We start from the raw sequence: 24,789 nt of genomic DNA on the forward strand, positions 1-24,789 counted from the left end.
GGGTGTCGGGATCGACTCAGGGAGCCTCGGTGTCCGGACGCACCGAATGCGCGTCCGGGTGCACCGCGTGGCCGCCGAACTGGTTGCGCATCGCGGCGATCGCCTTCATCGCCGGGGAGTCGTCCTGGCGGGAGGCGAAGCGGGCGAAGAGCGCTGCGGCGATGGCCGGCATGGGTACGGCGTTGTCGATGGCGGCCTCGACCGTCCACCGGCCCTCGCCGGAGTCGTCGGCGTATCCCCGGATCTTCTCCAGGCCCTGGTCCTCCTCCAGCGCCGAGACCAGCAGGTCGAGCAGCCAGGACCGGATCACGGTGCCCTCGCGCCAGGAGCGGAAGACGTCGGTGACGTTGTCGACGATGTCGGTGGCCTCGAGGAGCTCGTACCCCTCGGCGTATGCCTGCATCACGCCGTACTCGATGCCGTTGTGCACCATCTTGGCGAAGTGCCCGGCACCGACCTTACCGGCGTGGACGAAGCCGAACTCGCCCTCCGGCTTGAGCGCGTCGAAGGCCGGCTGAACCTTCGCCACGTCCTCCGTCGTGCCGCCGCACATCAGCGCGTAGCCGTTGGTGCGGCCCCACACACCGCCGGAGACCCCGCAGTCGACGAACCCGATGCCGCGCTCGGCGAGCTTCTGGGCGCTGATCACGTCGTCGGTCCAGCGGGAGTTGCCGCCGTCGACGACGACGTCACCCTCGTCCAGGAGCGCGGCGAGTTCGGCGATCACCGAGCGGGTCACGTCGCCCGCCGGCACCATCACCCACACCACGCGCGGCCGCGACATCTGGGCGACCATCGCCTCGAGACTGTCCACGTCGGAGACCTCGGGATTGCGGTCGTATCCCACGACCGTGTGGTCGGCGGCACGCAGGCGCTCCCGCATGTTGGCGCCCATCTTGCCCAGGCCGACGAGCCCGATCTCCATCAGAACCAGTCCCTTCTCGTGTGCCGGTACGCCGTTCCTCCCGTGTGCTGCCCCAACAGCGTCGGGGCATTCCCGCGCCGGCCCGCTGGTCGGCCGATATGGCTGGTGCGGCTGGTGCGGATCTCGGTCGGCTCAGCTCTGCAGTCGTACCGGCATCAGCAGGTAGCGGTAGTCGCTGTTCGGCTCGGCGTCGGCGGCGGCCAGGCCGGTGAGGACGGCCGGACGGGTCGACTGGGTGAACGCGAACTGCGCGATCGGCGCCTCGATCGCGCCCAGGCCGTCGAGGAGGTACTGCGGGTTGAACCCGATGGTCAGCCCCTCACCCTCGATGGTCGCGTCGATCGACTCCGACGCCTGCGCCTCGTCGCTGCTGCCCGCCTCCAGCGTGGCGACCCCGTCGTCGAACGTCAGCCGGATCGGGGTGTTGCGTTCGGCCACCAGGGCGACGCGCTTCAGCGACTCGACCAGCGCCCCGGTCTCGACCCGGGCGACGGTCTGCTGCTCGGGCGGGAAGAGCGTGCGGTACTTCGGGAACTCACCGTCCAGCAACCGGGTGGTGGTGCGGCGCTGGGAGCCACCGGTGGTGCCGGTGAAGCCCACGAGCCCCTCGCCGCTGCCGGTGCCGGGAGCGGCGAGCGCGATCGTCACGTCCGATCCGGCGCCGAACGCCTTGGCCGTGTCGGCGAGCACTCTCGCCGGCACCAGGGCGGTGGCCGACAGGTCGGACTGCTCCGGCGACCAGGTGAACTCGCGTACCGCGAGGCGGTAGCGGTCGGTCGCGGCGAGCGTCACCGACGATCCCTCGATCTCGATCCGGACACCGGTGAGGACCGGCAGCATGTCGTCGCGGCCGGCGGCCACGGCCACCTGCGAGACGGCGTTGGCGAACACGTCGCCCTTCACCGTGCCGGAGGCGGCCGGCATCTGCGGCAGCTCGGGGTAGTCCTCGACCGGCAGGGTCTGCACGGTGAACCGCGCGCTGCGGCAGGTCACCACGACCTTGCCGCCCTCTGCGGTGAGGTCGACCGGCTGCGCGGGCAGGCTCCGGCTGATGTCCGCGAGCAGTCGCCCGGACACCAGCGCCGAACCCTCTGCGGAAACCTCGGCCGGTACGCCGACGCGTGCGGATGTCTCGTAGTCGAAGCCGGACAGCAGCAACTCGCCGTCGCGGGCCTCGACCAACATGCCGGCGAGCACGGGCAGCGAGGGCCTGGACGGAAGGCTGCGTGCCACCCATGCCACCGAATCGGCGAGGACGTCACGGTCTACGCGGAACTTCACCGCTCCTCGCCTCCTCGACGGACAGCGGCCAACTGGGAGCACGACGCTACACCGACGACCATGTCGGCGGTGGTGGCGGGGCGACCTGACCGATGCGCCGCGGGCCCTCGCGCCGAAGCGGGATCGGCTGCGGGGTGTCGTACCGCGTCAGGAGGCGAGGTGCCTGTCCGGTCGGTGGTGGGGGTCCGGAAATCGGGGTCCTGGTGACGTCGTCCCCAGGAGGGGGCCGTTGGGGATTGTGGAGTTCTTGTCATAGACGTAAATAGGCTCAGCTTCGTCGTAGGTGCGGTGGACACTGGGGATAACTCGTCTTTGCGCTGCTCAGCGGGCTTGCGGGCGTCCACCGGGGCTGTGGGCGCGGTTGGGGGCACCTGGGGGAGCCCGGTGGACCGCGGAGTTCTGTCCCACCCGATCCACAGTTCTTCCCCGACCAGGTCGGGATTGATCCACAGAGTTGTCCCCAGGGTGTGAGCACTGCGCGAACGGCGTGCGGCGGCCGGCGCGGTATCGACGTTCAGGACGACCGCGCCTGTTGCTTGATGCGGTTCGTGAGCTCGGTCACCTGGTTGTAGACGCTGCGGCGCTCCGCCATCAACTGACGGATCTTCCGGTCCGCGTGCATCACCGTGGTGTGGTCCCGTCCGCCGAACTGCTGGCCGATCTTCGGCAGCGACAGGTCGGTGAGCTCGCGGCAGAGGTACATCGCGATCTGCCGGGCCGTCACCAGGACGCGGCTGCGGCTGGACCCGCACAGGTCGTCCATCGACAGGCCGAAGTACGACGACGTCTGCGCCATGATCTGGCCGGCGGTGATCTCCGGCTCTCCACCTGTCGGGATGAGGTCCTTCAGCACGATCTCGGCCAGGGCGAGGTCGACGGCCTGCCGGTTGAGGCTGGCGAACGCCGTCACCCGGATCAGCGCACCCTCAAGTTCACGGATGTTGGTCTGGATCTTGCTGGCGATGAACTCCAGCACCTCCGGCGGAGCGGTGAGGCGTTCCTGAGCCGCCTTCTTGCGCAGGATCGCGATCCGGGTCTCCAGGTCGGGCGGCTGGATGTCGGTGATCAGCCCCCACTCGAACCGGTTGCGCAGCCGGTCCTCCAGCGTCTCCAGGCGCTTCGGCGGCCGGTCGGAGGAGATCACGATCTGCTTGTTCGCGTTGTGGAGCGCGTTGAAGGTGTGGAAGAACTCCTCCTGGGTGCGCTCCTTGTTCTCCAGAAACTGGATGTCGTCGACCAGGAGCACGTCGACGTCGCGGTAGCGGCGCTGGAACGTCGGTGCCTTGTCGTCCCGGATCGAGTTGATGAAGTCGTTGGTGAACTCCTCGCTGGACACGTAGCGGATCCGTGCGTTCGCGAAGAGGTTCCGGACGTAGTGACCGATCGCGTGCAGCAGGTGGGTCTTGCCGAGCCCGGAGTCGCCGTAGATCAACAGCGGGTTGTACGCCTTCCCCGGCGCCTCCGACACCGCCACCGCCGCCGCGTGGGCGAACCTGTTGGACGAGCCGATGACGAACGTGTCGAAGAGGTACTTCGGGTTCAGCCGCGGCGGCTCACTGTCGGCGCGTACGGGTTGACCGGGGGGCGCGGACGACAGCGTGAAGGCATCGGTCCCGCTCACGCCGCCGTTCAGCCCGGACCGAGGCAGGTCGGGTACGCCGGCCTGGCCGGGCGCGCCCGAGCCCTGGGAGCCGGGCGAACCGGACATCCCGGGCGATCCCTGGGCGAGCGGTCCGGCGGACGCCCCGCCCCGCTCGTGCCCCTGGTCGTACTCGTCGCGGTCGGCCGCGGCCGCGTTCCCCGCGCCGTCAGGGTCGTGGAGGTCGTCGTGATCGTCGAGGGAGAGCGAGGGCTCGACGGTGACGGCCAGCCGGACCGACTGGCCGAGCGCCGTGGACAGAGCGTCCTCGAGTCGCGGACGGAGCTTGGTCTCGAGCTGGGTGCGGGTGAAGTCGTCGCGGACGGCGATGATCGCGGTGTTGCCGTGCAGGGTGACCGGGCGACTCTGGGCGAGCCACACCCGGTGCGTGGCCGGCAGGTCCTGGTCGAGGCCTTCGCGGACCAGTCGCCAGGTGGCGCTGAGTGGGTCAGGTTCGCCGGCCACTAGGTCACTCCCGTCTCGACATACCTTCGGTCTTGCGCCCACGTCCTGTGGATTACCACTCTCGAGGCGGCTGTGGACGGACTTCGGTCGACCACAATCCCAGGCGCTCGCAGGCGTCCACAGATCCTTCCACAGGCTGTGTAAAGCGACTGTGGACGACCCTAAGGGTGAAGGACGGTAACAAGCGCACAATCCGGCCAACAAGCTACGGGTCATTCCCGGCGAAACCGGCGCACGGGAGTGCTCCGTAGTTCCCGGCCGGTGACACGGAGTCGCCGGGTGCCCCGGTCGCGGGGCGTTCCGGCGAACATGAGACGGTCGCCACGACCGAGCAGGGCCCGCGCGGACCCGGTTGGACCCGGTTGGGCAGAGCCCAGTTTGACCGGCCGAGCGGCTGACCCGTACCGTAAGTCGGTCACGGTGCTGTCTTCTTCGGCGCTCGCCGTATGCTCACGGATCAGACCCCACACCGCACTCGGTGCGTGTGCTGGGCCGCGGGTGGACGGTGACGTCGAGTTGACGGTGCCCGCGATCATCGTCACTGACCAGGAGACTCCCTGTGAAGCGCACCTTCCAGCCCAACAACCGGCGCCGGCACAAGACGCACGGCTTCCGGCTGCGGATGCGGACCCGAGCCGGCCGCGCCATCCTCTCTGCCCGGCGGCGCAAGGGCCGCCAGCGCCTCGCCGTCTGACGGCCGAGGTCGCCCAGGTCCCACTCGATGTCGTGGTCCCGGCCCGCCACCGCATGCGTCGTCCGGCCGACTTCGCGACGGCCATCCGACGCGGACAACGGTCGGGCCGGTCGACGCTTGTCGTCCATCTCGCACTCACCACGGACTCTGCCCCCGCGAGGGTCGGGTTCGTGGTGAGCCGCGCCGTGGGCAACGCGGTCGTCCGCAACACCGTGCGGCGACGTCTCCGGCACCTGCTGCGAGACCAGGTCTCCGGACTGTCCCCAGGAACCCTCCTCGTCGTCCGCGCGTTACCGTCGGCAGCGGAGGCGTCCGGCCAGCGGCTCGGACGTGACCTCGACGCGGCGCTCGATGTCGTCCTGACACGGGCGCGACGGGCCGAGGCGGAGGGTGTGCGGTGAAGGTCGTTCTTGTCCTGCTTCTCAAGGGTTATCGCCTGGTGGTGAGCCCCTTGTACGGCCAGGTGTGCCGCTATCACCCTTCGTGTTCGGCCTATGCCCTGGAAGCAGTGGAGACACACGGGGCACTGCGCGGTAGCTGGCTTGCCATACGCCGGCTGGCGCGGTGCCACCCCTGGACCCCCGGTGGGTACGACCCGGTCCCGCCACCCCGACCGCGCGCCGGTGTGGGCGCGCACACCCACACCTGAGGTGCATGAAGCGTGAGTTGGTACGACACGATCCTTACGCCGCTCTACGACGTCGTGTCGTGGATCATTCGAGCGTTCTACACCGTCTTCTCCCCGATCCTCGGTCCGGACTCGGGGTGGACGTGGGTTCTGTCGATCGTTGGCCTCGTGGTCTTCATCCGGATCCTGCTCATCCCGCTGTTCGTCCGGCAGATTCGGGCCAGCCGCAACATGGCGCTGCTGCAGCCGAAGGTGCGCGAGCTGCAGAAGAAGTACGGGCACGACCGGGAGCGGATGGGCCAGGAGCTCATGAAGCTCTACAAGGAGAGCGGCACCAACCCGTTCTCCTCCTGCCTGCCGATCCTGTTGCAGTCACCGATCTTCATCGCGTTGTTCCGGGTGCTCGACGGTGCGGCGAACGGCATGGTCCGTGGTTCGGGTCTGAACCAGACGTTGGTCGACTCCCTGCGCCACGCCTCGATCTTCGGCGCGCACATCTCGGACAAGTTCATCGGCTCGACCAGCCTGTCCGTGCGGATCGTGACGATCGTGCTCATCCTTCTGATGACGGCCACGACGTTCACCACCCAGCGCCAACTGATGCGCAAGAACATGCCGCCCGAGGCGCTGACCGGCCAGTTCGCCCAGCAACAGAAGCTTCTGCTCTACGTTCTGCCGCTCGTGTTCGCGGTCGGCGGCGTCAACTTCCCGGTCGGTGTCCTCATCTACTGGTTCACCACGAACCTCTGGACGATGGGACAGCAGTTCTGGGTGATTCGCCGTAATCCGGCGCCGGGTACGCCTGCCTTCGACGCCTACCAGGCGCGTAAGACCAAGAAGACGGGACTTCGCTCCGGTCTTGGTGCGATCCTGCCGGGTGGCGCCAAGGAGACGGCCAAGGAGACGCCGAACGGCTCTGCCCCTGCCGCCGGTGGTCAGCAGGCGGAGGCCGCGGAGACGGTCAAGCGGGTACAACCGCAGCGCCTGCCGCGTAGCAAGCGGAAGGGTCGTTGACGACGGACGGCATGGCCGTCCCTGAAGTGTGAAGCGCCACCGACGGCGCGGGAACGAAGGAGAAGTCGTGACTGAAGGCGCTACGTCGTTCGTCGAAGGTGGCGATGCGGAGAAGTCCGGTGGGTCGAGTGAACAGGACGAGCGGTCCGGTCAGGACACTGCGACCGGCGCGGCGGAGTCTCCCGAGTCTGCTGACCAGGTAGCTGAGACTGAAACGTCCGAGGAGGCCGGCCTGCCCGACGACGGAGAGGAATCCGGCGAGGCGGCCGGGGATCGGGTCGCCCGGCTGGAGGCCGAGGGCGACGTCGCTGCCGACTATCTCGAGGAGTTGCTCGACATCGCCGATATCGATGGTGACATCGACCTCGACGTCGAGGGTGACCGAGCGATGGTCGCGATCGTCGGCGGCGACCTGAAGCTCCTGGTCGGCCAGGATGGCGAGGTCCTCGAGGCGCTGCAGGAGCTGACCCGTCTGGCGGTCTACCGGGAGACCGGGGAACGCAGCAGGTTGATGCTCGACGTCGGCGGTTACCGCGCTCAGCGCCGCACTGACCTGGTCGCGCTGGCGGAGAAGGTCGTCGAAGAAGTCCGTACGAGTGGTGAACCGGTCCGGATGGCGCCGATGACGCCGTTCGAACGGAAGATCGTCCACGACGCTGTTGCTGCGAAGGGGCTGACGAGTGAGTCGGAGGGCGAAGAACCGGACCGGCGAGTCGTCGTCCAGCAAGCCTGAGTCCAAGGCGTCCGCCTCCGACGTTTCACGTGAAACGACGCCCACCGCGGTAGCCCCCGACAGTCCACCTTCTGCTGAGCAGGTGTTCGGTGAGCGCCTGCCTGTTGTTCGTCGGTATGCCGAACTGCTGGCCGGCCCGGGAACCGAGAGAGGTCTCCTCGGTCCGCGCGAGGTTCCCCGGCTGTGGGATCGGCATCTCCTGAACTGCGGTGTGCTCGCGGGGATGGTCCCGATGAACGCCACCGTGTGCGACATCGGCTCCGGAGCAGGGCTGCCCGGCATCGTGCTCGCCATCACCAGACCCGATCTCCGCATCACGTTGCTGGAGCCGTTGTTGCGGCGAGCGGCGTTCCTGTCAGAGGTCGCGGAGGAGCTCGATCTGGCCGGCGTCACAGTGGTTCGCGAGCGAGCGGAGGATCACCGTGGCAGCTACGACGTGGTCACGGCCAGAGCGGTCGCGCCACTTTCCCGTCTGGCCCGTGTCGCGCTTGGTCTGTGTCGGCCCGGTGGGTCAGTCTTGGCCATGAAGGGAGATCGCGCGGGCACCGAACTGGAAGAGGCGCGCCCTGAACTCGACGCGGCGGGTGCCGCGGAGTACTCCATCGAGCGCCTGGGTGCAGATCTTCTGTCGGTGCCGACCACTGTGGTGCGCGTGGTCGCAGGGACAGCGCGAGGTGGTGCAAGCTCGGCGAAGCAGAGGCGGAATCGCCGGGACGGGTCCGGTTCGGCAAGGGGAGTGTGACGGTGACCGACGTGCAGGTGACAACCGGACTCGGCTGGCCCGGGGAACCGTCGCGTACGGATGAACCAGAGTTCCAGCGGGTTGGCCCTACACGTCATCGGTCCGGCCTCGGCTGGCCGGGGACCATGCCGTCGGCCAGGCAAGGCCAGACCGGAGAACGCGAGTCCCCGAGTCCGACGGCGTCGGTTCGGTCGGATGTGACGGAGGGGACGGCCGCAGCCGGTTCCTCAGCGGAACCTTCGCCGACCGGGACGCAGGAGACCGGGCAGGCTGCCACTGGAAACCCACGGCCGTCTGGCGACATCGACTTGTCAGACACGAACTCGTTGTCGTCGACGCCCTCGGAAGATGAGTCACCTCGATCCGAGCCGGCTGAGGTCGCTTCCCTACCGGGCGCGGGTGAGCGCAACGACCGTGGGACGACTTCGTCGGCTTACGGGTCGCCGGAGGCGAGCCGGCCGAGCACCCCGCTCGAGGCTCCTACGGGGGCGGCCTTTCCCGAACGCGGCGATGATCACCTGTCCACCGAGCAGCGTCCGGTACAGCTGGGCAGCACGGATGACGGGCCCGCGGTCGAGGACTCGGTCTCGTCCGGAGAGCGCGTGAAGGGCGACAGTGAGGCCGACGACCTGGCCGCGCACCGGCCTATGGCCCAGGCAGGCACCGTCGCCGGACTGGCCGACCAGCATCCTGAGGTCGAGGGAACTGTGGTGCCGCTCACCGTGGACGAGCAGGTCCATGAGCTTCGTGAAACCGAGGGTGATGAAGCTGCGTTTCACGTGAAACCAGCCGGCCCGAGCGAGTCACCGTGGAGTGCATCGACCGACCGGTCCGACAGACCCGATGACGTTGACTCTGCAGCTGAGTTCCGGCCCGGGACGGCGTCGGACGGGGACGTGCACCGTGCGGACGTCCGGCCAGACGCGGCTGACAGGCCAGGGAGCGCTTTCGCCGACAGGTCGGCGGACGTCGACACCGACTCTGAAGCCCTTGCGTCGCACGACACCTCCAGTTTCGCGATTCGACGTGAGGACACCAACCTCGGTGGTCCGCTCCTGGTCGGCACCCACGGGGCACGAGAGACCGACGGCCCCGCCGGTGACGGTGACGACGATCGGTCCGTGACCTCCCTCTGGCTGCCACCCGGTGTTCGGGAGGTTCCGTCGGACGGCGTTGGGTCGTCGACGGACGAAGCGGAGGCTGGGCGTACGGATTCCCATGAGGCGGTAGGCGGAGGCGGCGAGCCGGTGGCAGGTACAGAGGAACCGAGCTCGGCCTCCAGGAGTGAGCACCGTTCTGCGACCTCGCCGGAGTACGACCATGACCGGGCCGCGAGTGACACCTGGGTTCGCAGCGCGGTCGATCGTGCCCGCGGGCGCGTGAGTCAGATCTTCAGTACGTGGAGGCCCACGATCGAGCCTGGCGAGAGCAGCCTGCCGCGCGAGCGGCAGGCGTACGGTCTGGACGTGCTGGTCCCCAAACATCTGGGGTCGCCGGCGCGGGACGAGTCGGCTCCGACCACTCCGGCGCTGACCGCGCGCCATGTGGACCGTCCGGCAAACGACGAGGATCTGCCTCGCTCCACCGAGGCTGCCGCGACTGATGACGCCCAGGGTGAAGCTGCCATCGGTGGCGACCAGATGGCGTCGGACGATCCTGTGGGGTCGGGTGGCTCAGAATCTGCTGTCTTCCCAACGGAGACCGAGACGGACACCACCGAGTCCGCTCCAGCCGACGTAACGGCGCACGAAGGAGTTCGGGAAACGCCGTTCGCCAGCGCGGGTCCGTCGGGTGACGGCCCGGCGCCGTCTGGACCGCCCACCGTGACCGGGCCATTCGGCGAGATGGTGGGGTCGACCGAGGGATCGACCGCGACCGGCGCCGACTCCGGACCGTCAGTGGTGTCACCGGACGAGGGTGAGGGCCCCGAAGGTGTGAAGGCGGGAGACGAAGACGCATCCCGCAGAGCTGCGCAGCACTACGACGGGCCTCAGGCTGAAAGTGCGGAGACCTCCGACGACCGGGGTGGGCAGGTGTCCGACACTGACCTGGCGCCAGCAGGGTCGGGAGTACCGGCAGACACCGAAACCCCTGAGACCGCCACGGCCGCGCACAGGCCACCCCCCTCTGTCGGCGAGGTGGCGACCAATGGGCGGGAAGCCGGCGCTGAGTTGACAGGTTCGGACACGCGGGACGATGCAGACCTTGGCGTTCCACGTGAAACATTTACGTCCCACGAACTCGGTACCGAGGCGGCCCCGACAGCGCTGGGCGCGGATGATCGGTCGGCTGGCGCCACGGGTGACCATCGGGTCGGGAGCGACTCGGACGAAGGTCGATCCGCCTCTGTCGCCATCGCGCCGGGTGCCGGCCGCGACCGGTTGGTCGGGAGCTCTGCGCGACCCCTGGGCCCGCTGCAGGTTGCGAGTGGCGAGGGTGTTTCCGACCCAGACCAGGTAGACATCAGCGACGCGTCTGCGCCGATCCAGGACGGATCGAGGTCCGAGCGGACGCCAGCCGAAGAGGTTGACGCTGAGCAGGTCCCTGGGCAGGGCGACCAGACGTTGGCATCCGAGCCAGTCGAAGGTCGGCAAGACGCCGACCCTGTGTCGACGGACGCCGCCTCTGACACCGAAGGCCGGCCGTCGTGGACCGGGCAACGTAATGAACTCTCCGATACTGAGGGCGATGCCCAGGAAGTTGTCGGATCAGTGGGATCACGGTCCGACGCAACGGGCGGTGCTCCTGCCACTCATTCCTACAACGCAGAACCACCCTCTGAGCCGAGCGAGAAGGCTGATGACGGCCGCCAGCCGTTCGAGCGAGACAGCACCGCCTCGGAGTCGACGGACAGTGCGATGGACCATGATTGGTCGAACCACGAGGTTGAGAGCAGCGCGGTCGATCAGGCTGCGCCCTCGGCTGTGGCGCAGCGAACCTCTTCAGCCTGCGGTACATCGGTTGCGGGTGCGGAAGAGGATCCTCGTGGGACCAGTGAAGAGCAGGCGCCCTCGTTGGCAGGCCCCCAATCAGCGCTACGCCCTGGAGCCGATGCTGGCACGTCGGTTTCACGTGAAACCGATCATCCCGGTGCGTCCAACGGCCTTGGGGAAGACGGCCCGCCCGCCTCGGCAGCCTCGGCGACTGACGCTCGGACATTGGACCGGGAGGTCGTAGCGGACGAACGTGCCGCGTCGACGTCACCAGCGAGGTCCGGGGTCGAGTCGGATGCAGTCGAAGCCGACATGCGAACAAACCAGGTCAAGGCACCTGTGGAGGAGTTCGACTCAGCGCCGGAAAGAGTCGAAGAGGCTCCGTCGGTCGATGAGCCCGCGATGGATGGCGCCGAGAGCACCTACCCGCCCTCGACGCACGTCCCGGCGATGCCGGGTTCGACGGCCGACGACGAGGACGTACGCAGCCAGGAGGAGAAGCTTCCGTCGGGATCTGAGGCCGCCGCACGGCATGAGGGTGAGTTCGGATTGTCGGCCACGAGCCGCGACGCTTCCACCAGCGACTCAACTGGTTCCGAGGCATCCGCCGGGGGTTCGAACGTGCCGGTGACCGGTACGCGGGAGCCCACGACTGGAGTGCCGGGCGAGCCGCCGATGGGTTCCCAGGGGCCCACCTCCGAGGTGCCGGGCGTGCCGGTGATGAGTTCGCAGGAGCCCATCGTCACGGCGTCAAGCGACCGGCCGGGTCACCGTGAGGAAGCCACGACGACCGAAGAGGCGCGTGCCCAGGATCCCCACGACGTTTCAACTGTCGGCTCCGGCAAGGGCGCCCCTCCCGTCGGGGACGCTGTTGGTGAGCAGTCGGGGGACGTACGGCCAAGCCACGTGGTCGCGGCACCCGAGGATGGCTCAGGCTCTTCTCTTTCCGATGCTGGCGACCCAGCATCAATGCCGCAGCCTGACGACGAGGACATCCTCGTTTCACGTGAAACGACTGAGCTTCCTCCAGCGGCTTCACTTCCTCCGAACGTGAATCTGCCCATGGTGTTTCGCCCGACCCTGCCGAAGCCGGTGAAGACCCGGATCTTCGTCGTGGCGAACCAGAAGGGTGGCGTCGGTAAGACGACCACGGCTGTGAACATGGCCGCGGCATTGGCGGGATCGGGCGCGCGGGTCTTGGTGATCGACCTCGACCCCCAGGGAAATGCGTCGACTGCGCTGGGAATCGAGCACGGTGAGGGCGCGCCAGGAATCTATGACGTGGTGGTCGACCGTCAGCCGATGGAGAAGTTCGTTCACGGCGTCCCGCGCTTCCCGACGTTGTGGGCAGTCCCCGCGACGATCGACCTGTCCGGCGCGGAACTCGAACTCGCCAGCGTGGTGGCGCGCGAAAGTCGGCTCAAGCGTGCGCTCGACACCTATCTACGGGAGCAGGACGCGGCGGGCGACAGGTTCGACTACGTGCTGATCGACTGTCCGCCGTCACTTGGACTGCTCACCATGAACGCATTGGTGGCCGGCCAGGAGGTGCTGGTGCCGATTCAGTGCGAGTACTACGCACTGGAAGGCGTCGAGACACTCTTCAAGATCGTCGACCTGGTGCGTGAGCTCAACCCGGACCTCACGGTGTCGACGGTGCTCCTGACGATGTACGACGCACGTACCCGGCTGTCTGCGCAGGTCGCCGAGAATGCGCGGGAGAACCTCGGCCCCGCGGTGTTGCGTACGTCGGTGCCGCGCTCGGTGCGGATCTCGGAGGCGCCCAGCTTCGGGCAGACGGCGATGACATGGGATCCGAATTCGTCCGGCGCGTTGTCCTATCTCGAGGCTGCTCGGGAAGTTGCGTACCGCGATCCGGCGGCCCCGGCACCGAGTCGACCGCCGCAGGACAGTGAACCGGGCGATAGTGACAAGCCAGACGTACTAGGCTCGACCACCGCAGAAGCTACCAAGCGAGGGGACGTTCGATGACGGTTCGACGTGGTTTGGGTCGTGGGCTCGGCGCGCTCATTCCGCCGGCTCCGCCGCAGGGGGCCGGCCAGGCGGCCCCGCAGACCGACCACGACGGCACGGCCGCGACGCCGACCACCGAGCTCCTCGGAAACCAGGGCGCCGCAGCGGCGGCAGAGGTCGCTCCCCCCGCTGTTGCTGGTGCGCACTTCGCCGAGGTGCCGGTCGACGCGATCAGGCCGAACGCCCGGCAGCCCCGTCAGGTCTTCGACGAGGAGGCCATGGCCGAACTCGTCCACTCGATCAAGGAGATCGGCCTGCTCCAGCCGATCGTCGTACGTCGTCTGAACGCCGACTCCTACGAACTGGTGATGGGTGAACGCCGCTGGCGGGCCACCCAGGAAGCCGGCCTGGAGAAGATTCCTGCGATCGTTCGGGACACCGGCGACGATGCGATGCTGCGCGACGCCTTGCTGGAGAATTTGCATCGGGCCCAGCTCAACCCGCTCGAGGAGGCAGCCGCCTATGAGCAACTACTCGACGACTTCGGTTGCACCCACGACGATCTGGCGCAGCGGATCGGACGTTCTCGTCCGCAGATCAGCAACACGCTGCGGCTGCTGAAGCTCCCGCCGACCGTGCAGCGCCGGCTCGCGGCCGGCGTGCTGACCGCCGGCCACGCGAGAGCTCTGCTCGCTGTGGACGACGAGGAGACCCAGGATCGGCTCGCGCACCGCGTCATCGCGGAAGGGCTGTCCGTCCGGGCTCTCGAGGAGATCATCGCCGTCGGGCTCGGTGAGGGCGAGAAGGTGAAGCCCCGGCGCTCCTCCAAGCCGGTCGCACCTCGGCTCGCCGACCTCGAAGGCCGGCTTGGTGAGCGTTTCGAGACCCGGGTGAAGGTGGCCCTTGGGCGTTCGAAGGGGCGGATCACGGTCGAGTTCGCCTCACTCGACGACCTGGAGCGCATCATCGGGCTGATGGACCCGCCGGCGGCGGAGATCCTCGAGAGTCACGAACAGGTCTGACACCTGGGAGCACGATGATCCCCAGGTTTTTCCACATCGCTTTCCACACAGCGTCACCTGCCAATCCGGGTGTTGGGCGCGGTAAACCTGCAGGTCGGAGCGTTGTCGGCAGGAGTTGTACGAAGCGTCGGCCGGGTGGAGATCCACCGCGAGTGCCGTAACTCACAGGTACATCCCCAGGTCACCCGGCGCCGTATGCATGCGTTGGACACAATTCATGCCGCGAGCCAGGACATTCGGCTCGTCGCCCAGAACGACCACGCAGGCGGGCCACACGGCAGGGACAAGCACGTGGTCCGGGCCAGCCCGCGGGACACCCTGGACCCGCGGGTGGACACGGGGTCAGCCAAGCACGCCGAACGAAGAGCTAGGCGTTCGGCGTTGGTGCGGCGCGCCGTACGGCGGCGTCGAGCAGTTCGCGACAGACGACACCCAGGTCCAGACCAGCCGACTCGAACGCCAGAGGCACCAGCGAGGTTTCGGTCATACCGGGTGCGACGTTGACCTCCAGGAACCACGGCAGTCCGTCGGCGTCGACGATCAGGTCGCTGCGGGACAGGTCACGCAGCCCCAGCGCGTTGTGTGCGGCCAGCGCCATCTCCGCGCACGCTGCCGCGGAGTCGTCGCCGAGCCGGGCAGGTGCGATGAACTCCGTCGCGCCGGCGTTGTAGCGCGCCGCGTAGTCGTAGACACCGCTGTCGGGCACGATCTCCACCGCAGGCAGCGCCTGGGGGCCGTCGCCCACGTCGACCACCGTGATGCTCACCTCGGTGCCACGGACATGGCGTTCGAGCAGACTGACGTCGCCGTACGCGAAACAGCTGACCATCGCCGCGGGCAGGTCGGACACCTCGTGGACGACGCTGCAGCCGAGGGCCGAGCCACCACGGGTCGGCTTCACCACCAGCGGCAGCCCCAACCGGTCGACGATCCGGTCGAGAACCGTCTGCGCACCCAGTTCGCGGAACGTCTCGTGCGGGAGTACGACCGACTCCGGCGTCCGGACACCGGCCGCCGACACCACGGTCTTGGCCACCGGCTTGTCGAACGCGGACCGGCACGCGGCCGGCGTGGAGCCCGCGTACGGCACCTGGAGCAGGTCCAGCACCTCCCGCAGCGCCCCGTCCTCACCCGCGACGCCGTGCAGCAGCGGGAACACCGCCGCGGGCGGATCTGCCTGCAGGGACGGGATCAGGCCGGCGTCCGCGTCACGTTCCTCGACCTCCACACCGACGTCCCGAAGCGCCTCACTCACCCGGCGTCCCGACCGAAGGGAGACCTCGCGTTCGTGGGAGAGTCCGCCCGCGAGAACCACCACGCGGCCAAGATCGCTCATCTGCCGTCCCTTCGTCACCAACCGGCTCGCTTGCTCGTCTCGCTGAGGCGCACTTGTCAGCGCACTTCCGGGCCAGGGGACTCGATACCTCGGTCGCGACCACCGCGTACGGGCCCGAAGGTCTCCCGAAGCTCTAGTTCCCGCTCCACCACCGCCGCCAATCGGCGGACACCTTCCCGAATCCGGTCCGGTGGGGGCAGACAGTACGAGAGCCGCATGTTCTGGGAGCCGAACCCGTCGGCGTAGAAGGCCGTACCAGGCACGTACGCCACCCGTGATGTCACCGCACGCGGCGACATCGCCTTCGCGTCGATGCCCTCGGGGAGAGTGACCCACACGAAGAAGCCACCTCGAGGTGTGGTCCAGGTGGTGGTCGCCGGCATCAGGTCGGCCAGCGACTCCAGCATCGCGTCCCGGCGCTCGCGGTACATCTCCCGGAAGGACTTGATCTGGCCCTTCCAGTCGTGGTTGGCGAGGTAGGTCGCGACGGCGTACTGGCTGAACGTCGGCGGGCACAGCGTCGCGGACTCCTGGGCCAGCACCAGCTTGTCCCGGATCGCGTGCGGGGCCAGCGCCCAGCCCACCCGGAACCCGGGCGCGAACGTCTTGGAGAACGACCCGAGGTAGACCACCCGGGCCGGGTCGTCGGCGCGGAGCGCGCGATAGGGCTCACCTTCGAAGCCGAGCAGGCCGTACGGGTCGTCCTCGACCACCAGGACGTCGTGCCGATGACAGATCTCCAGCACCCGTTGCCGGCGGTCCAGGCTGAGCGAGACGCCCATCGGATTGTGGTAGCTCGGGATGGTGTAGAGCAGCTTCACTCGCCGGCCCTGTGCGGCCAGGGAGGTGAGCGCGTTGTCGAGGTGCTCGGGCACCAGCCCCTGGTCGTCCATCGCGACGTGCACCACGTCGCACTGGTAGGCGGCGAAGACGCCGAGCGCGCCGACGTAGCTCGGGGCCTCGCACACCACGGTGTCGCCGGGGTCGCAGAAGATCCTGGTCACCAGGTCGAGCGCCTGCTGACTACCGACAGTGACCACCACGTCGTCCGGGTTGGCGTCGATGCCGACTTCCGCCATCACCTCGGTGATCTGCTCGCGCAGCCGCGGGTCCCCCTGGGCGGGGGAGTACTGCATCGCGGTCGCACCGTGGTCGACCACGAGCTCGTTGAGCAGGGAGCCGACTACGTCGAGGGGAAGCCCGGAGATGTTGGGGGAGCCGCCGGCAAGGGAGACGACCTCCGGCCGGTTGGCGACGGAGAACAACGCGCGGATCTCGGAGGCGACCATGCCCTTGGCCCGGGCGGCGTACCGGGTGAAGTCGGCGTCGAACCTCGTCTCACGGTGTACTGGCCGGTGGTCCGGACTGCCCTCCATAGCGGCGTACGCTCCTCTCTTCGCGGAAGCGCGCAGCCACATACCCCCTGGGCTGCCCACTCGCTACTACGATGCCCTATGGAGCGGCCTCGCGGGGACCTGGGTCAGCACCAGAAGGGTAGTCATGCGGATCGTCACCTGGATGCTGATGGGCATCGGTGCGGGAGCGCTCGCCGGTTTTGTGAGCGCGCTACTGAGGCGACGACACCATCGCGTCGGTGATTCCGTGGCAGAGTACGCCGGTGGCTACGCCGCGCCGGTGGCCTCAGAGGACCAGACGGCCAGTCGTCCTGTGACCGTCGGCGCCTCGGACAGTTCCAACGTTTCGAACTTTTCGGACATTGCTTCGCCATCCGTCGCCGGCCCGGCCGCCCACGCCAACGGCGCGGGCCAGGCGCACCGGTTCGAACCCGAGGGCCCTGCCGCCACCGGCGGCAGGACCGACCGGGCCGAGCATGTCGGTCGGGGTGGGCGCGGGTAGCAGCATCATGAGTACGACACGCCGTATCGTCAACATCACCCTCGACAATCTCGACGATCTGCCGTGGCCGTGCCGGCAGTGCGTCTTCTGGGAGCTCGATCCGGTCGCGCGCCAGCGTGCGGAGGAGGCGGGCGACCCGGGGCTGGAGAAGGAGGCGTGGATCTCCGCCGCTCTGCTGGAGTGGGGGTCGTGCGGGAAGGTCTGCTACGTCAATGACGTGCCGGCGGCGTTCGCGATGTACGCCCCTCCTTCGTACGTGCCCCACTCGGTCGCGTTTCCCACCTCGCCGGTGAGCGCCGACGCGGTGCTGCTGATGACGGCGCGGGTGCTCCCCGACTTCGCGGGAGCCGGCCTCGGCCGGGTGATGATCCAGAGCGTGGTGAAGGACCTGCTCCGACGGGGTGTGCGCGCGGTGGAGGTCTTCGGTGACGCCACCTGGCATCGACCCGAGTGCGTGCTGCCCGCGGACTTCCTGCTGTCGGTGGGATTCAAGACCGTACGTCCGCACCATCGGTATCCCCGGCTGCGGATCGAGCTTCGCAATGTCCTTACCTGGAAGGAGGATGTCGAGGCGGCGTTGGAGAAGCTGATCGACTCGATGAGTCCCGAGGGCGTTCCGAACCCCGCCTGACCGCCGCTCCGGATCGCCCTGCGCACGGAGGAAGCGCGTCGCGGCCGTCAGCTGTCAAGCCGGCCTTGTCATCCGCAGGGCGGAGTTGACAACCGGCCCTGGGGAGATCGAAGCCGCAACCAGTACAGCGAAACCGAGGGCGTCAAGTGATCGTTGACGGCCCGTGCGGCGACACCCCGATGCACCCGACGGTCAGGCAGTACGGCGGGAAGGCAGTACGACGGGAACAGGCGCGCGGGCGAGCACCTGGCTGTGGTCAGCGGATGAGCTCGCCGAGCTGGAGCACTCCGGTCGGTGCGTCCATCTCCGGCGGAAGGTAGACCCGCTGCACCGCGACCACGATCGCCTCGGCGACGACGTCACGGAAGCCAGGATCGGAGATCCGGGCCGCGTCGCTGGGGTTGGTGACGTAGCCGAGTTCGATCCGGACCGCCGGCATCCGCGTGTAGCGGAGGAGGTCCCAGGTCTTGGCGTGGGTGTGACAGTCACGCAGGTCGGTCCTTGCGACAATCTCGCGCTGCACCAGACCGGCGAAGCGTTCGCCCAGCGTCGACGGGATGTCGTCCTCGTGGCCGGCGGTGCCGTAGTAGTACGTCGCGACCCCGCTGGCGTGTGGGTTGGGGTGCTCGTCGACGTGCAGCGACACCACCAGGTCGGCGCTGGTCTCGTTGGCGAACCGTGCCCGGGTGGCCTCGTCCGGGCTCGCGTCGCGACCGCGCGAGAGGTAGACGCGGACGCCGGTCGCCTCCAGCCGGCCCTCGATCCGGCAGGCGAGGTCGAAGGCGATCTCGGCCTCGGACAGCCCGTTGGCCGAGCAACCCCGGTCGGCGCCCCCGTGTCCGGGGTCGATGACGACCACCTTGCCGGGCAGCCGGGGCCCGGAGCGGTGGATGCGCTCGGACTCGCGGAGCGCGTCGGCCCGTCCTCCGGTGACGATCGGCGACAGCCGGGCGAGCGCCTTGAACGTCGCCGGGCCACAGGTCCCGTCGGCCGGCGCGCCCACGCTGTGCTGGAACTCTCGTACGGCGTGTTCGGTGCTGGGGCCGTACATCCCGTCGACCCGGTCGACCTCGAACCCCAGCTCCATCAGCCGGCGCTGCAGGGTGGCGACGTCGTCCCCGGTGAGGAGGTGGCCGGCGGTGTACGACAGCAGCCGGTCACCGAGCCGCCACCGTGCCTCGTCGAGGACGCGGTAGGTCTCGGCGTCGACCACGCCGTTGGCCGTCAGGCCCCGCCGCTGCTGGAACTGGCGTACGGCCTGGTCGACGCTCTCGTCGAACGGCGCGTCGACGTGCCCTGCCGCCTCGGCGATTGCCGGCAGTATGCCCAGCTGGACCAGCTTCGTACGGATCTCGGCCACCGCGGGACCGCGGTCACCCAGCCCGTATCGGTGCTCGGTCATGGGCGCCTCCGAAGTCGCTGCGTACGCACGGGCCCCGGCCTGGGCCCGGATCGGCGTCGCCATGCTATCCATGCCCGCTGGTAGGGCCCATCCCTCGGTGCGGCCACCGGCGAACGAGCCGAGCGTGGCGGATGTACTCCGGCCGGGGCAGGACGGGACCAGCGCGGTGTCGGCGGGGTCGGCCATCGTGGGTGGCCGGACCCCTACCACCGGGCCCCTACCGCCGGGCCGTACGGATGGGGGAGGCAGTCAGGGGCAGTCAGGGGCAGTCAGAGAGGCCGATATGCAAAGGCCCCGGCCGCGGCACCCACCACCTCGTCCCGCCTCTTCGGCGGGACGAAGCGATCGGTGCGCGCGGCCGGGGCCTGCACGGAACCCGAGGGCATCCCTCAGCCGGTACGGCTCGCCGTGTGCTCGCCGCCGCGACCAGGTGGGACAGCCAGGGCGGTTGGGACGTACGGGAGAGTTGTGACCCTTGCGACCCGGTCGGTCAGGCCGGGACCAGGTCGGACAGCTCGGCCTTGATCGCCGCCTTCGGACGCGCGCCGACCAGCGACTTCACGACCTGACCGCCCTTGTAGACGTTGATGGTCGGGATGCCGGTCACGCGGTACTCGAGCGGCGTCTGCGGGTTCTCGTCCACGTTCAGCTTGAGGAACGTGATCTTGTCGGCGTACTCCTTGGCGAGCTCCTCCAGCACGGGCGCCACCTGACGGCAGGGACCGCACCATTCCGCCCAGAAGTCGACGACGACCGGCTTGTCGCTCTGCAGGACCGTGGTCGGGAACTCGGCATCGGTCACCGGCTTGATATCGCCCACTGGTGTCTCCTCTCGAAGGGTTTTCGTCTCAGGCTTCCACGGTCTGTGCGGTCTGCACGTCCGTGTCGTCTTCCAGTGCCGCCAGGTAACGCTCGGCGTCCAGGGCGGCGGCCACACCGGTCCCGGCGGCGGTGGCGGCCTGCCGGTAGGTGCTGTCCACGAGGTCGCCGGCGGCGAACACTCCTGGCAGGTTGGTACGGGTGCTGGGGTGGTCGACCAGGACGTAGCCTTCCGCGTCGACGTCGACCTGCCCCCGGACGAGCTCACTGCGCGGGTCGTGCCCGATCGCCTCGAAGAACCCGGTCACCGGCAACGTCGACTGCTCACCAGTTCGGGTGTCCCGCACCAGCAGGCCTTCCAGCTTCTCGGTGCCCTCGGCCGCGAGCACCTCGGTGTTCCACAGGAACCGGACCTTGGGGTTGGCCAGCGCGCGGTCCTGCATGATCTTGCTGGCCCGCAGCGTGTCGCGACGGTGCACCACGGTCACCGACCTGGCGAACTTCGTCAGGAACTGCGCCTCCTCCATCGCGGAGTCACCGCCGCCGACGACGGCGATGTCCTGCTCGCGGAAGAAGAAGCCGTCACAGGTGGCACACCAGGAGACGCCGTGCCCGGAAAGGAGTTCCTCGCCCGGGATGCCGAGCTTGCGGTAGGCCGAGCCCATCGCGAGGATGACCGCGAACGCGCGGTGCTCGACCCCGGCTGAGTCGCGGACGACCTTGACCTCGTTGGTCAGGTCGACACTGTGCACCTCGTCGGTGACGAGTTCGGCGTCGAAGCGTTCGGCCTGCTTGCGGAAGTTGTCCATCAGGTCCGGGCCCATGATGCCGTCCGGGAAGCCGGGGAAGTTCTCCACCTCGGTGGTGTTCATCAGGGCACCACCGGCTTCGACCGATCCCTCGAACACCAGCGGTTGCAGCCGTGCGCGTCCGGCGTACAGCGCCGCGGAGTATCCCGCGGGACCGGAGCCGATCACGATCACATTGCGGACATCGGACACGGACTACCTCGCTCTCCAAAGCAACTGACGCTGCCCATCCGTAACCGATCCTAGGCGTCGGGCATTCCGGCGCCATCCGGTCGCCGGGCGTCCACACGCGCGGTGACGCCCCGGGTGACATCAGTGAGAAAACGGTCGACGCCGACCATGGGCGCGGGGCGCGGAGTGCAGGCCGCGGCGCGGCGATCAGCGCACCGGCACCTGCGCGGAGTGGACGACGCGTGCCTGTGCCGACGGGCAGTCGGAGACGGCGTACGCCCGGACCCTGGGCTGGCCCGACGAGCCACCGCTGGTCCTGATGAGCGCCACGATCACGGGTGCACCGCCGAAACGTGCCGCGACGGTGTCGAGCAGCGTCCCACCCGCCCCCGCGTCGTCCAGGACTCGGGAGACGCAGCGGCTCGGGTCGCCGGCGATGCCGTTGTTGCTCTGCGGACCGATCGGTTTGCCCGCGGGCTTCGGCGCCGCCGCCTCGAGGACGGTGCCCACCTCGCTGCCGAAGCCGGCCGCGGAGAAGTCGGTCTCCGCGGCTTTCGCGCTGAAGCTGTAGGTCTTCGGGCGCACAGGTCGTAGAGACGGGGACGCCGTCGAAGGCGACGGCGTGCGCGGCGCCGTGGAGTGTGAACCACCGGCGACCGGGACGTCGTTGCGCTCGTCGAGGATGTTGCCGGCCACGCCGGCACCGGCGGCGAGCACGGCCACACCGGCGGCGACGGCGAGGAGCCGGGACGGACGAAGCCGTCCGGAGCGCCGGTGGACGCGGGTGCGGGTAGCTCCACGGGCAGCGGCGAGCGAGGTCACTTCGGAGTGGTCGGTGGCCTGGCCGGCGGCGCGGATGCGTGCCTCCGCCGCGAGTGCGGACTCCATCCGGTCGGCGACCGCCGAGGGCATCTGGGTGGGGACGGCCGCGCTCTCCCGGAGCAGATGTGCGAGCTCGGCGTGCGCGTCCGCGGCGGCCGAGCACTCCGCGCAGCCGGCCAGGTGGGCGTCGATCCGGGTGCTCTCGGCGTCGGACAGGAGCCCGGCGTACGCATCGGCCAGGGTGTCGTCGTCGACGTGCGGGCCGGCCGTCACTTCGCCTCACCTCCACGTCGTCGCGCGCCACCTCGGCGGTGGGGAGCCGCCGACCAGGTGTGGTCCGGGTCCTGCTCGCTTCGGGCCCCTCGAACGCGTTGGACGTCAGGTGGCGCCGGGTGGTTCCCCCCGGCTTCGGCAGGCTCGGAGACGCTGGTTTCGGAAACGGCGCCGGCGGTCGGCCGGAGGTGGGCCAGCAGCGGGACGAGTCTGGCCCGGCCGCGCGCGCACCGGCTCTTGATCGTCCCGGGTGCGCAGTCGAGGATCTGTGCCGCCTCCTCCACGGAGTAGCCCTCCATGTCGACCAGCACGATCGCGGCCCGCTGGTCCGGGTTGAGCGAGTCGAGTGCGGTGAGCACGTCGATCCGAAGCTCCTGCGCCTCCGCCGGGTCCGGTGCCCGGTCGGCGGCGAGTTCGGCCGCCCTGTCGTCCTCGGGCAGCGGGTCGGCCGCCCGGACGGCGCGCCGCCGGATGCGGTCCAGGCAGGCGTTCACGACGACGCGGTGCAGCCAGGTGGTCACAGCCGAGTCGCCGCGGAACTGACCGGCGTTGCGGAACGCCGAGATCAGCGCGTCCTGCAGGGCGTCGGCCGCTTCGTCCGGGTCGGACATCGTACGCAGGGCCACCGCCCACAGCCGGTCGCGATGCCGGCGGAACAATGTGGCGAACGCCTCCGGGTCGCCGGCCACGTGTGCCGCGATGAGTTCCCGGTCGGTCGGCGCACCGCCGCCCTCGGTGAGGGTGTCCGGGGTGCTGGTGGTCATCGGCGTACGACGATCTCCGCAATCCCGCCGCGGTACTCGGAGCCGTCGGGCGGCAGCTTGGTCAGCCAGACCAGCAGGAACCGGGTGCGCACCGGCTTGTCCGGACGCAGCGTCACCTCGCCGCCGGCGCCGTCCTGCTTGGCGATCTCCTGCCAGTCGTCGATGGAGGTCGGTGCGCTCGACGCCCCCTCGGGCGCCGCGCGGAGCTGGACGTCGGTGCCGCCGCTGCGCAGGCTGAGCTCGACCCGGCCCACGTCGACCGGTTTGCCGAGGTCGAACCACATGCCCACGCCCGGCTTGAGGCCGCCGAGCTGGGGGTTGTTGCGGTAACTCATCGTCGTCCACAACGTGGACTGGTCGCCGTCGTGGGCCTTGCCGACGTCCTCTGGGTGTTCCTCGCCGTTGCCCCCCGGCGGTGGGTCGAAGTCCCCGGCGCCGGTGATCCGAACGGGTGAGCCCGCCGCGGCCGTCTTGGTCTTGGTGGGGGTGGGGCTGCCGCCGGCCGAGGGTGTCGTCGTGGGGCCCGGGTTGTCGAAGGCCGCGCTCATCAGCTGGTAGCCCAGCAACCCGGCGCCGGCCAGCACCAGCAGCGCCACCAGGGCCGCGGCGATCCGCCACCAGCGTGGCCGCTGCCCGTCCTCGTGCTCGGGATAGTCGGGGTAGTGGTGCGGCGCCTGCGACGGCGGGGGTGTCGGGGCGTAGTTGCCACGCGGGCGCATGGGGGTGTGGGAGGTGTGGCCCAGGTCGGCGGCCGCGACCCGCTGGGTCTGGTCACCCAGCCCGCCGCCGTCACCGCTGTTCCCGACGTGCTGGGTGTGGGTCGGGGCGCGGCCGTTGAGGTCGCCGCGGCTGGCCCGGACCGGCGGCGCTCCCACCTGGGTGGGCGCGTCGGCGTAGTTGAGGGAGCTGTGCCCGCCCGCGTGGTGGCCGGAGTCGTGCCCGTCGCCCGCCGCCGGGGCAGGTGGGAGCACCCCCTCGATCGGGGTCATGCCGACGACCTCGGTGAGCGCGGCGGCGATCTGCTGGGGGGTGGTCAGCGGGTCGCCGTGCCGGGGATGCTCGTCGAGGATCCGCTCGGTGATCTCGTCCAGGGCGCGCGGGACGCCGGCCCGGCACTGACGCGGCGACAACAGCGTGCCGTCGGCCGCTCGGGGTGCGGCGTTCAGTCCGCTGCGCGGACCGGCCGGCCAGCGCGCGGTCAGCCCGGCGTAGAGAAGCCGGCCGAGACCGACCGCGTCCTCGCGCTGTGGATCGGTGCCGGTCTCCTCGTCGGTGCGAGCGCCGCTGAGCGCGGCCTGGGTCGCCAGTCCGACGATCTTGATGGACCCGGTGTCGGTGACCACCACGGTGTCCGGGTCGAGCCGCTCGTGGGCCAGTCCCTGGTCGTGGGCGCGGGCGATCGCCTCGCTCACCTCGCGGACCAGCAGTCCGGCCTGCTGGGGTGGCAGCGGCCCGTCGGCCAGCAGCGCACCGAGGCTGCGGCCGGCCACCCACTCGCGGACGACGTAGGCGACACCGTCGTCACGTAGCGCGTCGAGCACCCGGATGAACCGTACGTCGGCGGCGGTCGCGGCCCTCCGGGAAGCCTCCAGCAGATGGTCGACCCGCGGGTCGTCCGCGGCCAGCACGTGCACGACCACGGAACGTGAGAGGACCTCGTCGATGGCCCGCCAGGTCTGCGCCACCCCGCCGTCGCCGGGCGTCTCCGCGAGAAGCTCGGCGACACGGTAACGACCGGCGAGCGTCACGCCCGGGTCGACATCGGTCGGATGCACGGCCCTCCTGCTCGCCGAGGGACGCGGATCCGTCCCGGACTGTCTCACTGGCGCTTACATGCTAATGCCCGAATGCTACG

General features: G+C 69.4%; 21 protein-coding genes. 10 read left to right on the forward strand and 11 right to left on the reverse strand.

The annotated features are described in order from the left end of the window. Positions 1–16 precede the first annotated feature (16 nt). The 3 genes from gnd to dnaA all read right to left on the reverse strand — a co-directional run bounded on the left by gnd (position 17) and on the right by dnaA (position 4,271). Positions 17–925 (reverse strand): phosphogluconate dehydrogenase (NAD(+)-dependent, decarboxylating), encoded by a 909-nt coding sequence (gnd, locus tag FHR37_RS26840; protein WP_092883948.1) that lies wholly within the window; start codon positions 923–925, stop codon positions 17–19. Positions 926–1,057: 132 nt separating this feature from the next. Continuing rightward, entirely contained in the window at positions 1,058–2,206 is a 1,149-nt protein-coding gene (gene dnaN / locus FHR37_RS26845; RefSeq protein ID WP_092883949.1) for a DNA polymerase III subunit beta, read from the reverse strand. A 514-nt stretch (positions 2,207–2,720) separates the two neighbouring features. Further along, on the reverse strand, positions 2,721–4,271 hold the full coding sequence (dnaA, locus tag FHR37_RS26850; RefSeq protein WP_378079805.1) for a chromosomal replication initiator protein DnaA: 1,551 nt from the start codon (positions 4,269–4,271) through the stop codon (positions 2,721–2,723). Between the two features lie 598 nt (positions 4,272–4,869). Here dnaA and rpmH point away from each other — a divergent pair. From rpmH to FHR37_RS26890, 8 genes are all read left to right on the forward strand, one after another. Further along, on the forward strand, positions 4,870–5,004 hold the full coding sequence (rpmH, locus tag FHR37_RS26855) for a 50S ribosomal protein L34 (protein WP_092883951.1): 135 nt from the start codon (positions 4,870–4,872) through the stop codon (positions 5,002–5,004). Between the two features lie 32 nt (positions 5,005–5,036). Then, positions 5,037–5,405, forward strand: coding sequence for a ribonuclease P protein component (gene rnpA / locus FHR37_RS26860; RefSeq protein ID WP_092883952.1), 369 nt, complete (start codon positions 5,037–5,039; stop codon positions 5,403–5,405). Next, on the forward strand, positions 5,402–5,653 hold the full coding sequence (gene yidD, locus FHR37_RS26865; RefSeq protein WP_092883953.1) for a membrane protein insertion efficiency factor YidD: 252 nt from the start codon (positions 5,402–5,404) through the stop codon (positions 5,651–5,653). The genes rnpA and yidD overlap by 4 nt, the downstream gene beginning before the upstream one ends. Positions 5,654–5,665: 12 nt before the next feature. Next, complete coding sequence (yidC, locus tag FHR37_RS26870; RefSeq protein ID WP_092883954.1) at positions 5,666–6,646, forward strand: membrane protein insertase YidC; 981 nt, start codon at positions 5,666–5,668, stop codon at positions 6,644–6,646. A gap of 67 nt (positions 6,647–6,713) precedes the next feature. Then, positions 6,714–7,379: a Jag family protein gene (locus tag FHR37_RS26875; RefSeq protein ID WP_378079582.1), complete on the forward strand. Its 666-nt coding sequence runs from the start codon at positions 6,714–6,716 to the stop codon at positions 7,377–7,379. 82 nt (positions 7,380–7,461) lie between these two features. Further along, positions 7,462–8,121, forward strand: a complete 660-nt coding sequence (gene rsmG, locus FHR37_RS26880; RefSeq protein ID WP_237768844.1) for a 16S rRNA (guanine(527)-N(7))-methyltransferase RsmG — start codon at positions 7,462–7,464, stop codon at positions 8,119–8,121. 3,245 nt (positions 8,122–11,366) lie between these two features. Continuing rightward, positions 11,367–13,046, forward strand: a complete 1,680-nt coding sequence (locus FHR37_RS33350; protein ID WP_330831774.1) for a ParA family protein — start codon at positions 11,367–11,369, stop codon at positions 13,044–13,046. Then, positions 13,043–14,050 (forward strand): ParB/RepB/Spo0J family partition protein, encoded by a 1,008-nt coding sequence (locus tag FHR37_RS26890; RefSeq protein ID WP_092883959.1) that lies wholly within the window; start codon positions 13,043–13,045, stop codon positions 14,048–14,050. Before FHR37_RS33350 ends, FHR37_RS26890 begins: the two co-directional genes overlap by 4 nt. A 367-nt stretch (positions 14,051–14,417) precedes the next feature. Here FHR37_RS26890 and FHR37_RS26895 read toward each other — a convergent pair whose 3' ends face one another. Then, positions 14,418–15,386, reverse strand: a complete 969-nt coding sequence (locus FHR37_RS26895) for a D-alanine--D-alanine ligase family protein (RefSeq protein WP_092883960.1) — start codon at positions 15,384–15,386, stop codon at positions 14,418–14,420. Between the two features lie 56 nt (positions 15,387–15,442). Beyond that, positions 15,443–16,798 (reverse strand): aminotransferase-like domain-containing protein, encoded by a 1,356-nt coding sequence (locus FHR37_RS26900; RefSeq protein WP_378079806.1) that lies wholly within the window; start codon positions 16,796–16,798, stop codon positions 15,443–15,445. Positions 16,799–16,886: 88 nt separating this feature from the next. Here FHR37_RS26900 and FHR37_RS26905 point away from each other — a divergent pair, with 88 nt between their 5' ends. After that, positions 16,887–17,243: a hypothetical protein gene (locus tag FHR37_RS26905; RefSeq protein ID WP_139238997.1), complete on the forward strand. Its 357-nt coding sequence runs from the start codon at positions 16,887–16,889 to the stop codon at positions 17,241–17,243. Positions 17,244–17,250: 7 nt separating this feature from the next. Beyond that, complete coding sequence (locus tag FHR37_RS26910; RefSeq protein ID WP_092884094.1) at positions 17,251–17,874, forward strand: GNAT family N-acetyltransferase; 624 nt, start codon at positions 17,251–17,253, stop codon at positions 17,872–17,874. Between the two features lie 256 nt (positions 17,875–18,130). Here the strand turns inward: FHR37_RS26910 and FHR37_RS26915 are convergent, their stop codons facing one another. The 6 genes from FHR37_RS26915 to FHR37_RS26940 form a co-directional block, all read right to left on the reverse strand. Continuing rightward, complete coding sequence (locus FHR37_RS26915) at positions 18,131–19,276, reverse strand: N-acetylmuramoyl-L-alanine amidase (RefSeq protein ID WP_092884095.1); 1,146 nt, start codon at positions 19,274–19,276, stop codon at positions 18,131–18,133. 490 nt (positions 19,277–19,766) lie between these two features. After that, positions 19,767–20,096, reverse strand: coding sequence for a thioredoxin (trxA, locus tag FHR37_RS26920; RefSeq protein WP_092651124.1), 330 nt, complete (start codon positions 20,094–20,096; stop codon positions 19,767–19,769). Positions 20,097–20,124: 28 nt separating this feature from the next. Continuing rightward, positions 20,125–21,096 (reverse strand): thioredoxin-disulfide reductase, encoded by a 972-nt coding sequence (gene trxB, locus FHR37_RS26925; RefSeq protein WP_092883963.1) that lies wholly within the window; start codon positions 21,094–21,096, stop codon positions 20,125–20,127. Positions 21,097–21,282: 186 nt separating this feature from the next. Then, positions 21,283–22,170, reverse strand: coding sequence for an anti-sigma factor family protein (locus FHR37_RS26930; protein ID WP_092883964.1), 888 nt, complete (start codon positions 22,168–22,170; stop codon positions 21,283–21,285). Continuing rightward, on the reverse strand, positions 22,167–22,934 hold the full coding sequence (gene sigM / locus FHR37_RS26935) for an RNA polymerase sigma factor SigM (protein WP_092883965.1): 768 nt from the start codon (positions 22,932–22,934) through the stop codon (positions 22,167–22,169). Before sigM ends, FHR37_RS26930 begins: the two co-directional genes overlap by 4 nt. After that, complete coding sequence (locus FHR37_RS26940) at positions 22,931–24,709, reverse strand: protein kinase family protein (protein WP_092883966.1); 1,779 nt, start codon at positions 24,707–24,709, stop codon at positions 22,931–22,933. Before FHR37_RS26940 ends, sigM begins: the two co-directional genes overlap by 4 nt. Positions 24,710–24,789: the final 80 nt, after the last annotated feature.

The sequence above is a fragment of the Actinopolymorpha cephalotaxi genome (assembly GCF_013408535.1).
Lineage (GTDB): Bacteria > Actinomycetota > Actinomycetes > Propionibacteriales > Actinopolymorphaceae > Actinopolymorpha > Actinopolymorpha cephalotaxi.

What these genes read in the sequence shown, in the direction of transcription:
- sigM (WP_092883965.1), bottom strand. Translation starts at nt 22,934, where the DNA reads ATGACCACCAGCACCCCGGACACCCTCACCGAGGGCGGCGGTGCGCCG.
- FHR37_RS26890 (WP_092883959.1), top strand. Translation starts at nt 13,043, where the DNA reads ATGACGGTTCGACGTGGTTTGGGTCGTGGGCTCGGCGCGCTCATTCCG.
- FHR37_RS26910 (WP_092884094.1), top strand. Translation starts at nt 17,251, where the DNA reads ATGAGTACGACACGCCGTATCGTCAACATCACCCTCGACAATCTCGAC.
- FHR37_RS26915 (WP_092884095.1), bottom strand. Translation starts at nt 19,276, where the DNA reads ATGACCGAGCACCGATACGGGCTGGGTGACCGCGGTCCCGCGGTGGCC.
- gnd (WP_092883948.1), bottom strand. Translation starts at nt 925, where the DNA reads ATGGAGATCGGGCTCGTCGGCCTGGGCAAGATGGGCGCCAACATGCGG.
- FHR37_RS26905 (WP_139238997.1), top strand. Translation starts at nt 16,887, where the DNA reads ATGCGGATCGTCACCTGGATGCTGATGGGCATCGGTGCGGGAGCGCTC.
- FHR37_RS33350 (WP_330831774.1), top strand. Translation starts at nt 11,367, where the DNA reads ATGCGAACAAACCAGGTCAAGGCACCTGTGGAGGAGTTCGACTCAGCG.
- FHR37_RS26895 (WP_092883960.1), bottom strand. Translation starts at nt 15,386, where the DNA reads ATGAGCGATCTTGGCCGCGTGGTGGTTCTCGCGGGCGGACTCTCCCAC.